Annotated in this window: 10 protein-coding genes; 1 reads left to right on the top strand and 9 read right to left on the bottom strand. The window is 74.6% G+C overall.

Annotated features, from left to right (window positions below):
- Positions 1-621, bottom strand: a 621-nt coding sequence (locus ACMA1D_RS00290) for a TetR/AcrR family transcriptional regulator (protein ID WP_414721770.1), incomplete at its 3' end; no start/stop codon positions are given.
- A 201-nt stretch (positions 622-822) separates the two neighbouring features.
- Between ACMA1D_RS00290 and ACMA1D_RS00285 the strand changes: the two genes are divergently transcribed.
- Positions 823-2,271: an amidase gene (locus ACMA1D_RS00285; RefSeq protein WP_414721769.1), complete on the top strand. Its 1,449-nt coding sequence runs from the start codon at positions 823-825 to the stop codon at positions 2,269-2,271.
- A gap of 97 nt (positions 2,272-2,368) precedes the next feature.
- Here the strand turns inward: ACMA1D_RS00285 and ACMA1D_RS00280 are convergent, their stop codons facing one another.
- From ACMA1D_RS00280 to ACMA1D_RS00245, 8 genes are all read right to left on the bottom strand, one after another.
- On the bottom strand, positions 2,369-3,640 hold the full coding sequence (locus tag ACMA1D_RS00280; protein WP_414721971.1) for an MFS transporter: 1,272 nt from the start codon (positions 3,638-3,640) through the stop codon (positions 2,369-2,371).
- A gap of 32 nt (positions 3,641-3,672) precedes the next feature.
- Positions 3,673-4,266: an ArsR/SmtB family transcription factor gene (locus ACMA1D_RS00275; protein WP_414721768.1), complete on the bottom strand. Its 594-nt coding sequence runs from the start codon at positions 4,264-4,266 to the stop codon at positions 3,673-3,675.
- Between the two features lie 342 nt (positions 4,267-4,608).
- The gene (locus ACMA1D_RS00270; protein WP_414721767.1) at positions 4,609-4,845 is read right to left on the bottom strand and encodes a DUF1049 domain-containing protein; all 237 of its coding nucleotides are present in this window, start codon (positions 4,843-4,845) and stop codon (positions 4,609-4,611) included.
- A 229-nt stretch (positions 4,846-5,074) separates the two neighbouring features.
- Positions 5,075-9,640, bottom strand: coding sequence for an amino acid adenylation domain-containing protein (locus tag ACMA1D_RS00265; RefSeq protein ID WP_414721766.1), 4,566 nt, complete (start codon positions 9,638-9,640; stop codon positions 5,075-5,077).
- Entirely contained in the window at positions 9,637-9,867 is a 231-nt protein-coding gene (locus ACMA1D_RS00260; RefSeq protein WP_349994650.1) for a phosphopantetheine-binding protein, read from the bottom strand. The genes ACMA1D_RS00265 and ACMA1D_RS00260 overlap by 4 nt, the downstream gene beginning before the upstream one ends.
- 5 nt (positions 9,868-9,872) lie before the next feature.
- The gene (locus tag ACMA1D_RS00255; protein WP_414721765.1) at positions 9,873-10,505 is read right to left on the bottom strand and encodes an isochorismatase family protein; all 633 of its coding nucleotides are present in this window, start codon (positions 10,503-10,505) and stop codon (positions 9,873-9,875) included.
- A 128-nt stretch (positions 10,506-10,633) separates the two neighbouring features.
- The gene (locus ACMA1D_RS00250; protein ID WP_414721764.1) at positions 10,634-12,376 is read right to left on the bottom strand and encodes a (2,3-dihydroxybenzoyl)adenylate synthase; all 1,743 of its coding nucleotides are present in this window, start codon (positions 12,374-12,376) and stop codon (positions 10,634-10,636) included.
- Positions 12,373-13,545 (bottom strand): isochorismate synthase, encoded by a 1,173-nt coding sequence (locus tag ACMA1D_RS00245; protein WP_414721970.1) that lies wholly within the window; start codon positions 13,543-13,545, stop codon positions 12,373-12,375. The genes ACMA1D_RS00250 and ACMA1D_RS00245 overlap by 4 nt, the downstream gene beginning before the upstream one ends.
- Positions 13,546-13,556 lie beyond the last annotated feature (11 nt).

The raw sequence follows: 13,556 nt of genomic DNA, 5'->3' as shown, positions 1-13,556 counted from the left end.
CCCCCCCCCCCCCCCCCCCCCCCCCCCCCCCCCCCCCCGCTCCACGATGGCCTCGACCATCCGCAGCAGCCTCTCCGGCACCCGGTCGACGCTCCCGTTCTCCATGCTGACCTGGGCGCCTTCCAGCAGGAAGGTGATCTCGGCCGCCGTCTGCTGCGGGTCGGGGAGGTCGGCCGCCCGGCACATCGCCGTCAGGCGGCGGTTCTGGAGCTTCTTGTGGTCCTCGATGACCTGTCGGGCGGGGTGGGCCGGATCGGGGAGTTCGGCCAGGGCGTTGACGAATGGGCAGCCGCGGCGGGAGACCGTCGGCAGCCCGTGGGCGATGAACCTGGCCAGGCCGACGATCTGCTCCCGGGGGCGGTCCGGGTAGTCGACCTCGACCTGGTCGAAGGCCGCCTGGTAGTCCGCGGCGACGATCCGCAACCACTCCGCCACCAGGGCGTCCTTCGTCTCGAAGTGCCGGTAGATGGCCATCTTGGTGGTCTCGGCCCGCTCGGCGATCGCCTGGACGCCCACCCGCCGGATGCCCTCGCGCTGGAACAGTTCCTCGGCCGCGTCGAGGATGCGCTCGCGCGGCGGCAACTTCGCCACCCTGCTCGGCCTACTGGCGGTCGAAGCCATGCCCACTCCGTGTCGTCCGATTGCCGCTGCGCTCACCGCGGACACCCCGTTGGGCCCGCGCACGCTCCCTGCTACGGTACCAATCCGTCCCCCGCGATACCGTTCGGTATCGCAGGGGACCGGGTGGCATCACCAGAGAGCAAGCGGTATCAGCAGATCCCCAGCGGTATCGAGAGGTCCGCCGGGAGTGAGGAGCGCGCGGTGCAGGTGTCCGAGTACGTACGGTTCGACGCGGTGGGTCTGGCGGAGCTGGTGGCCGCCGGCGAGGTGACGGCGGACGAGCTCCAGGAGGTCGCGCACCGGGCGCTGGAGGCGGTCAACCCGCAGGTCAACGCCGTCGTGGAGAGCTGGGAGGCGGACGATGCGCCGCACCCGGGCAGCACGCCGCTGGCCGGGGTGCCGTTCCTGGTCAAGGACATCGGCGTGCTGCTGGCCGGCCGGCGCAGCGAGCTCGGCAGCCGGCTCGCGGCGGGCCACGTGGCCGACGCCGACTCGGCCCTGACGCGGCGGCTGCGCCGGGCCGGGCTCGTCACCTTCGGTCGCACGACAACACCGGAGTTGGCGTACAGCACCACGACGGAACCCGTGCTGTACGGCGCCACCCGCAACCCGTGGGACCTGACGCGGAGCGCGGGCGGGTCGAGCGGGGGCGCGGGTGCCGCGGTCGCGGCCGGCGTGGTGCCACTCGCCCACGGCACCGACGCCGCCGGCTCGATCCGCATCCCCGCCGCGTACAACGGCCTGTTCGGTCTGAAGCCCACCCGGGGCAGGATCTCGGTCGGCCCGCAGTTCGACGAGGTCTTCAACGGCCTGGCCGTGCAGGGCTGCGTCAGCCGTACGGTGCGCGACAGCGCGGCCCTGCTCGACCTGGTCAGCGGCCCGGAGCCGGGCGACCCGTACGTGGCGCCGGAGCCGGTGCGGCCGTACGCCCGGGAGGTCGGCCGCCCGCCGGGCACGCTGCGGATCGGCGTCGTCGCCCAGCCGTGGGGCGGCCACCGGACCAGCCCACCGGTGGCCGCTGCGCTCGCCCGTACCGTCCACCTCCTGGAGTCGCTCGGCCACCGGGTGGACGGTGCCTCGGTCGACCTCGGGGTGGGGTGGGAGGAGTTCGTGGTGGCCAACGCCCGGCAGTGGTGCGCCAACTTGGCAGCCACGATCGACGAGTTGGCAGCCGGCTCCGGACGACCGATCGACGCCTCGACCCTGGAGCCGGCGACGCTGGCCAGCTACGACTACGGCCGGCGGGTCACCGGCGTCGAGTTCGTCGCCGCCCTCGCCGTACGCAACCGGGTGGCGCGCGCCCTGGCCCGTTCCTTCACCGCGTACGACGTGCTGCTCACGCCGACCATGCCCGACCTGCCGGTCCCGCTCGGCACGCACGCCGAAGGCGTATGGGACCTGGACGGCCTCGGCTGGCTCAGCCGCCTCTTCGACCTCGGCCCCTTCACCCCGATCTGCAACGTGGCGGGCACCCCCGCCATGTCCGTACCGCTGACCGTCGACCCACCCACCGGCCTACCGATCGGCATGCACTTCGCCGCCGCCCACGGCCGCGAGGACCTCCTGTTCCGCCTCGCCGGCCAACTCGAAACGACCAACCCGTGGCACGACCGCAGGCCGGGGGTGTGGGCGGGGGATGTGGTGGGGTGAGGGGGCGTACGGGGGGAGCGGTGCCGGGGCGCGGGGTCGGCGGTCGACCGGCCCGGGGTGCGACGAACCGGCCCCGGCCGGAGGGCGGGTGACCGGATCAGGCACCCGCGTCCGGTCGCTGGCGGGGCAGTTCGGCGTGCCGGACCGCATCGGATGACAGGGCGATGAGCACGCCCAGGCTGGCGAAGGCACCACAGCCGGCGAACACCGGGGCCGCGCCCCAGACCCCGATGGCCGCGCCGACCAGCGGATAGCTGAGCGGGGCGACGCCGACCATGGTGACCATGACGACGGAGGTCACCCGGCCGAGGTAGCTCGGGTCCGCGGCGGTCTGGATGAGGGCGTTGTTGAGGCCGCCGAAGACACCCGCACACAGGCCGACGGTCGCGGCCAGCGCCGCGGCGAGCCACACGGTGGGGGCCAGGGCGATGGTGGCCGCACCCGCACAACCCACCAGCAGGGTGCCGGCCATCGTCAGGCCGGCACGGGGCAGCCAGCCGGCGGCGGCGAGCAGCGCGGCACTGGCTGCGGCTCCCGCGCCGAAGCAACTGACGATCCAGCCGTAGCCGGAAGGGCCCCAACCGCGCTCGGCGTTGAGCAGCACCATGCCGATGTTGAGGGTGCCGGTGAGGCCGAGTTCGCAGACGGCGCCGGCGACGACGAGCGGGCCGATGAGGCGGTGGCGGCGGAGGTAGCGCAAGCCGTCGAGCAGGTCCTGTCGGGCCGTGGCGGGTTCCGTCCGGCCCCCGGCGGCGGGCTCCAGTGGCCGCAGGCGGATCTTCAGCAGGAGGGGTAGCGAGAGCGCGAACAGTGCTCCGGCGAAGGCGAAGGCGGCTGCCGGGCCCCCGAACGCCATGGCGAGACCGCCGGCCGGCGGTCCTGCGACCTGGCCGACGCGCATCGCCAGCGCGCGCATGCCGGCGACCCGGGCCAACTGCTCCTGGGCGGTGATCCGGGGCGGCAGGGCCCCGACGGCGGGGACGAACAGCGCGTCCACGGCGCCGAACACCAGCGCCACCGCCGTCAGCGCCCACAGGGCCGGCGAGGCGAGTGCGACGCCGGCGGCCACCGCCAGGATGAGGAGGCAGCGCAGCGCGTCGCTGCCGAGGATGACCCGGCGGGGGTCGAACCGGTCCGCCACCACGCCACCGCCGAGCATGAGCAGGGCCCTGGGCACCGCGCCCGAGGCCATGACGAGGCCGACTTCGGCGGGGCCTGCGGCCTGCTGGGCGGACCAGCCCAGGGCGACGAAGTACACGCCGTCCCCGATGAGGGAGACGGCGTAGGCGGTGAGCCAGCGCAGCACGTTGCGGTCCCGGTGGGCGGGCGCGGTGGCGGCTTCCGGCAACACCAGTTCTGCGCTGGCGATGATGACTCCCGTGGGTTGGCGGTCCGGCCGGGTCAGGGCCGGAACGGAAAGCCGTAGAAGTGCACGGACACGTGCTCGCGGCCCGCGGTGTCGCCGGCGGCCCCGGCGGCCTGCCCGCGCTCCCGCCAGCGCCTGACCAGTGCCTCCAACTCGGAGCTCAGCTCGGCGAGTTCGGCTGGGTTGAGGTTGAGCAGCCACTCGGACGTGAAGGACGCGTCGGACCATTCCTTGCCCCATGCGGGCTTCTGGTCGAGATACGTGCGGTACTGGGCGACGCGGGTGTCGAGCATGCTGCGGGACACCGCGCCGACCGCGGCAGCGCCCTCGGGCGTGTCCGCGAAGTCCGAGTCGCGGAAGCCCCAGCCCTCCTGCGACGCCACCTCCCACCACCGTTCGCGACCGTCGCCGCCCTGGCCGCTCGCCTGCCGCACGAAGCCGTGCTCGGCGAGCTTCCGCAGGTGGTAGCTGACCAACGAGGGCGTTTCTGCGACGTGTTCGGCGAGCTGGGACGCGGTCGCGGCGCCCGCGGCGTACAGCAGCCGGTAGAGCTGCATCCGCAGCGGGTTCATGAAGGCCCGCAGCCGTGACAAATCGGTGATCCGCTCGGGTTCGTGCTGGGGTCGCATGCGCCCAGCGTAGATATGAAGCGAAAACTTCGCAATATTCGCTTCAGAATGACGGAGCGTTTCGCTCGCACTCCCCGGGGCGGGCAGCACGGGGCTCAATCGCCGTCGGTGTCCATCGCCTCAGCGGGCGTCGTGCCGGCGCGCGGCCTGGGCGACGTCTGGCCCCGGAGCCAGCTCCGGGGCCAGACGTCGACGCGATCGAGGTGTGGGACGGGGCGACACCACCGTACGGACCTGAGTGACGTCGGCCGCAGGACAGTCCTACGGGCCGCCGGGCCTGCCACCGGCCGGCCCCTCTCCTGCCGGGCCGTGGACGGGGCGGGCCCCACGGCAGCCCCCCCCTCACCGCCGCCGGAACAGATACGCCCCGCACAGCCCGCCGATCACCGCTACCGCGGCGAGCGCCAGCCACAGGGGCATGGTGACTTCGGGGATCAGGAGGCGGATCTTCACCTGGCGGGTGTTCTCGAAGATGAAGATCAGGCCGAGTACGCCCAGCACCATGAGGGTGATCCTGCTGGGCGTCAGGAAGTCGTGGCCGCGGCCGGTGCCGCCTTCGGTCTTTGCCTTGGGGCTCATAGCGCACCCTTCCCTCGTCCGATGGGCCCGCCCCCTGCGTCCAGCATGCGGGGCGGTGGCCGGGGCGCACCGCGTGGCGGCGGGGCGTAGGCCGAACGGGTGAGGGGGCGGGGAACCGCGCGTGACCGGGGCCCGGACGGCGGCGCGGTCCGGGCCCCGGTCACGGGGCGGTGCAGGGCAGTGCGGTGCGGGGCCAGCCAGGTGCAGGGCTGTGCCCCTCACGGGCGGGTCAGTCCGTGGCCCGCGGCCACCCCCGTACGGCGTCTGCTACCACGGCCAGCGCCTGCGGCTGCGTGAGTTCGGGGTGCAGGCAGTCGATGTCGTGGTTGACCAGGCGGCCGGAGACGTACGGCTGCCAGGCGTCGCGGGTCAGCCAGTCCTCGGCGCGGGGTGCGGTGGCCGTGAAGAACAGCACGTCGCCGTCGAAGACGCGGTGGTCGTGGCGGCGCATCAGCGTGGCGTTGTTGACCACGATGTCCACCACGGCCGAGAGCGTGTAGTCCGGCAGGCTGGCCAGGGCGCTGCCCTCGCGGCGCAGTGTCTCAAGGACCTGTTCGCGGGTGAGCGGCTGCCCCTCCTGGAGGTCGAAGCCCGCCATCCGCAGCAGCGCCCGCGGGGCGTCGGCCTGGGCCGGGATGGCCAGGTCGCGCCACTGGTCGGAGGGGTAGGCATCCATCAGGGCGAGGAGTTCGACCCGCTCCCCCGCCTCCTGGAGGCGGACCGCGACGGTGTGCGCGACGACCCCGCCGACCGACCAACCGAGCAGCCGGTAGGGGCCGTGCGGCTGGACCTGGCGGATGTGGTCGAGGTAGTCGGCGGCCATCTCCTCCATCGTCTGGGGCAGCGGCTCCGGCTCGGTCAGGCCGCGCGCCTGGAGCCCGTAGACGGGTTGCTGCGGGCCGAGCGGGGCCAGCAGGCCCGCGTAGCACCAACTGATGCCGCCCGCCGGGTGGAGGACGAACAGCGGTCGCTCGGTGCCGGCGGCGCGCAGCGGCAGCAGCACGCCGAGCGCCTGGTCGGTGCCGGTGGCGGTGCCCTCCTCGGCGGCGCGCAGCCGGTCGGCGAGCGCGGCCGGGGTCGGGGCCTGGAAGAGGGCGCCGAGGGCGAGTTCGGTGCCGAGCACCTCACGGATGGCGGCGACGAGGCGGACGGCGAGCAGCGAGTTGCCGCCCAGGTCGAAGAAGCTGTCGTCGACGCCGGTCTGCGGGACCCCGAGCACCTGCGCGAACAGCCGGGTCAGCGTCTCCTCACGGTGGCTGCGCGGGGCCCGCCCAGCCTGCGCGGTGGCGGTCGGTGGGGCGGGCAGCGCCTTGCGGTCCAGCTTGCCGTTGGGGCTCAGCGGAAACGCGTCCAGAACGACGAGGGCGCTTGGCACCATGTAGTCCGGCAGCCGCGCGGCGATGCGCTCCCTGAGCAGGGCCGCGTCGAGCGGGTGGCCCACATCCTGCGGCCCCGCGGAGAGAGCGTCAGGCCCGTGCGCGGCCGACCCGGCAGCGCCGGTCCCCGCGAGGTCGGGCCGCTCCTGCGGCGGCCCGTCAGCCAGCGGTGCGCTCTCATCGCCCTCCGTCGCTGGACGGTCGACCCCGGCGGCGGCATCCGCCGCGGCCGACCGCCCGGTCTGTGCGGCGCCCTGGTGGCCCATCACGTAGCCGACCAGCCGCTGGTCGCCCGGGCGGTCCTCGCGGACCAGGACGCAGGCGGCTGCGACGCCGTCCTGGGCGGCCAGGGCCGCCTCGATCTCGCCGAGTTCGATGCGCAGACCGCGCAGTTTGACCTGGTGGTCGGTGCGGCCGAGGTATTCGACGGCACCGTCCTCGCGCCAGCGGGCCAGGTCGCCGGTGCGGTACATGCGGGCGCCGGCCTCGCCGCGCTCGGCGGCGAACGGGTCGGCCACGAAGCGCTGCGCGGTCAGGTCGGGGCGGCCCAGGTAGCCGGTGGCCAGTTGGGTGCCGGCCAGGTAGAGCTCGCCGGCGACGCCGGGCGGGCACGGCTTGAGGGCCGCGTCGAGCACGTAGAGGCGGGTGTTCCAGACCGGCTTGCCGATCGGCACCGGGCCGCTCTCGCCGGCCGTGCACGGGTGGTACGTGACGTCCACGGCGGCCTCGGTCGGGCCGTACAGGTTGTGCAGCGGCACGCCGGGCAGCAGCCGGTGGAAGTCGGTGACGGTCTCCCGCGGTAGGGCCTCGCCGCTACAGAAGACGCGTCGCAGGCCGGTGCAGTCGGCGGCGCCGGGCTCGGTGAGGAAGACGCCGAGCATGGACGGCACGAAGTGGACGGTGGTGATGTGCTGGGTGCGGATGGTGCGGGCCAGGTAGGCCGGGTCCTGGTGGCCGCCGGGTTCGGCGACCACCACGGCCGCGCCCTCCCGCAGCGCCCAGAAGAACTCCCACACCGACACGTCGAACCCGGACGGCGTCTTCTGCAACACCCGGTCGTCGGGGGTGAGCGGATAGGTGTGCTGCATCCAGCGCAGCCGGTTGTCGATGGCCCGGTGCGGCACGACGACGCCCTTGGGGCGTCCGGTGGAGCCCGAGGTGTAGATGACGTACGCGGGGTGGTGCGGGGTCAGCGCGCGGCCCGGGTCGGTGGACTGCTGGCGGGCGAGTTCGGCCCGGGTTTCCGGGTCGTCGAGGACCAGCGCGGGCAGTCCGTGCGCGGGCAGCGCGCCGTGCGTGGCCCGGTCGGTGAGGACGCAGGCCGGCGCCGCGTCCTGGAGCATGTACGCGAGCCGGTCGGCCGGGTAGTCCGGGTCGAGCGGCAGGTAGGCGCCGCCGGCCTTGAGGACCGCGAGGAGCGCCACCATCAGGTCGACCGAGCGCGGCAGCGCGACCGCGGCCAGCGCCCCTGGCCGTACGCCGAGTTCGACCAGGCGCCGGGCGAGCCGGTTGGCCCGGGCGTTGAGCTGCGCGTACGTCAGGCTCTCGGGGCCGAAGACGAGTGCGGTGGCGTCCGGCGTGCGGGCGGCGCGGTACTCGATCGGGCCGATCAGCGTGGTCGGCGGCAGGGTGCGGGCGGTGGCGTTGAACTCGTCCAGGACCAGGGTCCGTTCGGCCGCGGTCAACACCGCGTGGTCGCCGAGCGGGGCGTGCGGGTCGGTGTCCGGGGCTGCGATGCGGGCCAGCAGGTCGAGGAAGCGCTGTTGGTGGGCGGCGAGTTCGTCCTCGGTGTACGTCTGCGGGTTGCCGTCGTAGTCGATGCGCAGGCCGGTGCCGTCGGCCCGGTCGTAGATGTTGACGGTGAGGTCGTCGATCGGTCCTGTGGCCAGGTTGTGCGCGTCGGAGCGGGCGCCGGCGAAGGTCAGCCCGTAGTCGAAGGGCATCACGTTGATCAGCGGGCCGACCAGGGCGCGGCCGTCGCCGAGCAGCCCGAGGTCGCGGCGGATGTCCTCGTACCGGTAGTGCTGGTGCTTGCGCACGGCGCGGATGCCGAGCACGACCTGGCGTACGAGTTGGGCCAGGGTGTCCTGCGGGCGCACCGTCAGGCGCAGCGGCAGCACGTTCATCACCATGCCGGGGATGCGCAGCGCGGCGGAGCCCATCCGGCCCATCATCGGCACCCCGAGGACGACGTCCGCGCTGTGGGTGGCGCGCGAGAGGTAGAGCGCCTGGGTGGCGAAGAGCAGGTCGGGCCAGGTGGCGCGGAGCGAGGTGGCGAGCGTGCGCAGTTGCTCGGTGGCGTCGTGGCCGAGGTGGGCGGTGCGGCGCAGGAAGGTGCGGTCGGGCAGGGCGGTGCGGCCGGCGAGGGTGGGCGCCTCGGGCAGGTCGGCGCGCGGGCGGGCGGCCGGCCGGCCGGCCGCGGTGTCCCCGGCGGCTGCGTCGGCACCGGCGGCTGCGGTGTCCGCGGCGTCGGGCGGCGTGAGGCCGAAGGTGGCGGCCCAGTGGGCGCGGTCGGCGGCGTAGCGCTCGCCGGCGCGGTACTCCTGGTCGGCGGCGACCAGGTCGGCGAGGCGGCCGAACGGGCTGGGCGGCGGCTCTTCGCCGGCGGCCAGCGCCGTGTAGACCTCGGCGACGCGGCGGGCCAGCAGCGAGTAGCCGTAGCCGTCCATCACCAGGTGGTGCACGCGCTGGTACCAGAGCCACCGCCGGTCGCCCACCCGGAACAGGGCGTGCTGGAACAGCGGGCCGCTGGCCAGGTCGAACGGGCGGGCCAGGTCGGCGCGCATCCAGGCGAGGGCCGCCGCGTCCGGGTCGGCGGCGTCTGGCGTGCCGCCCGTCGGGCGGGCGTTCGCGCTGTGGCCGGGGCCGTCGGGCGCGCTGGCGCCCGTGCCGTCCGTGGTGCCTGCGCCCGGGCGCAGGTCCGCCACGTGCAGCGGGAAGGCGCAGCGCGTGACGCCGTCCGTGCCGGTGGTGGGGGCCGCGGTGGCGGGCGCGGCCGGGGCGGCGAGCCGGGGCGCGTCGATCTCGATGGGCACCTGGCGGGGGCCCGCGGGTTCCGCCGCTCCCCCGCCGGTGGCCGCGGTGGCTGTGGTGCCGGCGGCTGCATCAGCGGGCGCGGCGGGGGCCGGGCCCTGGCCCGCGTCCAGTCCCGGGCCCGCGTCCCCGTCCACAACGATGCGTACGCGGAGGGCGTCCGCCTCGCCGGTCGTACGGTGCAGCGCCTCGGCGAAGGCCACCGGGTCGACGGGGCCGTGGATCTCGATGTACTCGGCGGTGTTCTGGGCCGGGCTCTGAGGGTCGAGGGCCTGGGCGAACCACATGCCCGACTGGGCCGAGGTCAACGGCAGCCCGCGCGCGGCCCGTCCACCGGCCGGGGTCGCGCCGTGCCGCGGCACGGCCGGGTCGAGCAGCGTGGTCATGCCTGGGCCCCCAGCAGGGGTATCCAGCGCTCGATGGCGGGCTCCTCGGCGAGGTCCACGAACGTCACCTCGACGCCGTGGTCCCGGCGCCAGCGCTCGACCAGCGCCATCACCCGGACCGAGTCCAGGCCGTAGTCGACCAGGTTCTCGTCGTCGGGGATGTCGGCCGGGTCCTCGCCCAACACGTCGGCGACGTCGGCACGGATCTGCTCCACGGTCAGGGCCATCGCGGCTAGTTCCCCTCAAAGACGGTGTCGGTGGTGGTGACGACGGCGCACTTGCCGGCGGCGTAGCGCAGCGCCGTCGCGTGGTCGGCTGCGGAGAAGTCGGCGACGGCGTCGGCGACGACGAAGGACTGGATGTCGCGCATCCACGCGTCGGCCGCGCTCAGCAGCACGCCGATGTGCGCGTACACGCCGACGATGACCAACTGGTCACGGCCCTGCGCGGCCATCCGCTCGGCGAGGTCGGTGCGGACGAAGGCGCTGTACTTCCATTTGGTGATGACCGTGTCGTCCGGGCCCGGCGCGACCGGCCCCGCGATCGCCTTGGCGTGCTCGTCGTCCGGCAGCCCCGGTCCCCAGAAGTCCTGTTGCAGCCCGCGCTCGGCCGGGCTCTGGCCGCCGGGCTGTGCCGAGTACACGACGGGCACGTCGAGCCGGGCGCACTCCGCCTTCAGCCGGGCGACGTTGGCCAGCAGTTCGGTCACCGGCGACGCGCTCTGGTCGAACGCGGACAGGAAGTAGTTCTGGAGGTCGTGGACGAGCAGCACGGCGCGGCGCGGGTCGACGCGCCAGGCCACCTTGTTGGCTGGCAGGTCGGCCGCGCTGGGCATGGGGTAGGGCGCGATGGCGGGCAGGGCCATGACGGGGGGCCTTTCGGGCTTCGGGTCGAGCGGTGGTGCGGTCGGGCGGCTGTGCGGTCGGGCAGTGGTGCGGTCGGCGGTGGTGCCGGCCGCCCCGCGGGTCTCGTACGGGCCGCGGGGCGGGTGTGTCAGGGGGCCGGCGGCGGGGCCGGCTGCCCGGTGGCCGGTGTTGCGGGAGTTGCCGGTGTTGTGGGGGCCGCCGGCGCGGCGGTCGCGGTCTCGGCCTCGCGGGCGGCGAGTTGGGCGGCGATCGCGGCGCGCAGGTCCTTCTTGCTGACCTTGCCGACCCCGGTGTGCGGGAAGTCGTCGACGAACTCGACCCGGTCGGGCACCTTGTACGCGGCCAGCCCACGCTCACGGACGAACTTCTTGATGGCGATCGGGCGCACCGGCTCGGCGCCGGCCCGCGGCACGATGTACGCGCAGGTCCGCTCGCCGAGGTAGGCGTCGGGCATGGAGACGACGGCCACGTCGTGCACGGCCGGGTGGGCCAGGATGTGGTTCTCGATCTCCTCGGCCGCGACCTTCTCGCCGCCCCGGTTGATCTGGTCCTTGGCCCGGCCCTCCACGACCAGGTAGCCGTGTTCGGTGAGCCGGACGACGTCGCCGGTGCGGTAGAAGCCGTCGGCGGTGAAGGCGGTCGCGTTGTGCTCGGGGGCCCGCCAGTAGCCGCGGATGGTGTACGGGCCGCGGGTGAGCAGGTGGCCGGTGGCGCCGACGGGCAGGTCCTGGTCGGCGTCGTCCACCACCCGGATCTCGTCGTCGGGCGAGATGGGGCGGCCCTGGGTGGTGACGATGGTCTCCTCGTCGTCGTCCAGGCGGGTGTAGTTGACCAGCCCTTCCGCCATGCCGAAGACCTGCTGGAGGGTGCAGCCGAGGGCCGGCCGGACCCGCCGGGCCGCCTCCTCGCTGAACTTGGCGCCGCCCACCAGGAGCACCTGGAGGCTGGAGAGGTCGTACTCGCCGCGCCCGGCCGCCTCGATCCAGGCGAGGGCGAGCGGCGGGACCAGGCCGGTGAGGGTGACCCGCTCCCGTTCGATCAGCGGGAAGGCCACGTCGGGGCTGGGCTGCGGGGCGAGCACGATGCGGGCCCCGGCGTACAGCGCGCCGAGCGTGCCGGGCGAGCTGAGCGGGAAGTTGTGCGCGGCGGGCAGCGCGCACAGGTAGACGCTGTCCTCGTCGACGGCGCAGATCTCGTTGGAGCCCCACAGCGAGTACAGGTAGTCGTCGTGGGTGCGCGGGATCAGCTTGGGCACGCCCGTGCTGCCGCCGGACAGTTGCAGGAACGCCAGGTCGGAGGGGGCCGGCGGGTCGGCGATGGGGCCGGGCTCGGCGGCCAGTTCGTCCAGCGGGGTGTGCGCGCCGGCCTCGCCCGGCGCGCCGGCCACGAAGACGTGCCGCAGCGTGGGCACCTGGGCCCGCACCGTGCTGGCCAGTTCGCGGTAGTCGAACCCGCCGTGCACGGCCGGGATGACGTACGCGGCGGCCTCGGTGAACTCGCAGAAGTAGCGCACCTCGCTCTCGCGGTGCGCGGGCAGCGCGAAGACGGGCAGGGCGCCGATGCGGAACAGGGCGAACATCACGTCGAAGAACTCGGCGACGTTGGGCAGTTGCAGCACCACCCGGTCGCCCTTGCCGATGCCGCGGGCCAGCAGCCCCGCGGCGAGTCGGTCGGCGCGGGCGTCGAGCTGCCCGTAGCTGACGCGGCGGCCGTCGGGCGCGCCGGGTGCGGGCGCCGGGTCGATGACGGCGATCCGGTCCGGGTGCTTGGCCGCGCGTTCGCGCAGCATCTGCCCGAACGTTTCCCCGCGCCACCAGCCGGCGGCCCGGTACCGCTCGGCGAACTCGCTCGGCCAGGTCGGCGTGCTCACTGGTCAACCCCCACCGCGTGCAGGAACGTCTGGAACTTGGCGCCGGTCTCCGCTGTCTCGGCCTCCGGCGTGGAGGCCGCGACGACGCCGGCGCCGGCGTACAGCCGAAGCGTGCGCTGCTCTGCTTCGGCACAGCGGATGGTGACGACCCATTCGCCGTCCCCGCTGGCATCTTCCCAGCCCACCATGCCCGTATAAAGACCGCGGTCAAACGGTTCGAGCTCGCGGATGACCTCGCGGGCCAGCCCTGTGGGGGTGCCGCAGACGGCCGGTGTCGGGTGGAGCGCGCAGGCGAGTTCCAGGGCGGTGGCGGTGCGTCCGTCGCGTACGGCGAGGTCGCCGGTGACGGTGGTGGACAGGTGCCACATGGCGGCGGTGCGCACCAGGGTCGGCCGCTCGGGCACCTCCAGCGTGGTGCAGAAGGGGGCGAGGCCATCGCGTACGGCCGCCACGACCATGGCGTGCTCGTGCAGGTCCTTGGCCGACTCCAGGAGGGCGGCGGCCCGGCGGACGTCCTCGGCGAGGTCGGCGCTGCGCGGCGTGGAGCCGGCGAGCGGGTTGGCGACCAACTGGCCGCCGCGCCGGGTGACCAGGAGTTCGGGGCTGGCACCGAGGAGGGTGCGGCCGGCGCCGGCCGGCAGCGCGAAGGTGTAGCCGCCGGGGTCGCGGCGGGCCAGTTGCTGGACCATGGCCGGCAGGTCGAGGTCGGTGGGCGCGGTCAGTTCCAGCGTGCGGGCGAGCACGACCTTGCCGAACTCGCCGCGCTGCATGCGGGCGACGGCGGCGGAGACGGCGGCGCCGTACTCGGCCGGCTCGGGGACCGGGCGGACCGACCAGCCGGTGGGCTCGGGCCTGGCGACGGGCAGCGCGATCAGCGGGTCCTGGGCCAGCGGCGGGGCCCAGCGGACCGTCTCGGGTACGGCGAGGGCGGCGGGCGCGTCCTGGTCGAAGGCGACGGCGCCGACGACCAGCGGGGGCCGCCCGTCCACCGACGGCTGGCCGGCCAGCGCCTCGGCGACCCGCTCGGGCAGCGGGCGGGCGTCGTGCGGGACCTCGGCGCGTACGCCGCGGGCGAGCAGGGTGCGGGTGGGCGAGGCGAAGAAGCGTGCGTCGCCGGCTGTGTAGGCGTCCAGCAGGGCGGTGGCCGAGCCGACCGCGGCGGCGTGGATGCGGTCGGTGC

The sequence above is a fragment of the Streptomyces sp. 796.1 genome (assembly GCF_047525675.1).
GTDB lineage: Bacteria > Actinomycetota > Actinomycetes > Streptomycetales > Streptomycetaceae > Streptomyces.
This window is presented reverse-complemented; position numbering and strand designations above follow the sequence as displayed.

Coding starts and splice junctions, on each gene's coding strand:
- ACMA1D_RS00270 (WP_414721767.1), bottom strand. CDS start 4,845: ATGAGCCCCAAGGCAAAGACCGAAGGCGGCACCGGCCGCGGCCACGAC.
- ACMA1D_RS00255 (WP_414721765.1), bottom strand. CDS start 10,505: ATGGCCCTGCCCGCCATCGCGCCCTACCCCATGCCCAGCGCGGCCGAC.
- ACMA1D_RS00275 (WP_414721768.1), bottom strand. CDS start 4,266: ATGCGACCCCAGCACGAACCCGAGCGGATCACCGATTTGTCACGGCTG.
- ACMA1D_RS00265 (WP_414721766.1), bottom strand. CDS start 9,640: ATGACCACGCTGCTCGACCCGGCCGTGCCGCGGCACGGCGCGACCCCG.
- ACMA1D_RS00260 (WP_349994650.1), bottom strand. CDS start 9,867: ATGGCCCTGACCGTGGAGCAGATCCGTGCCGACGTCGCCGACGTGTTG.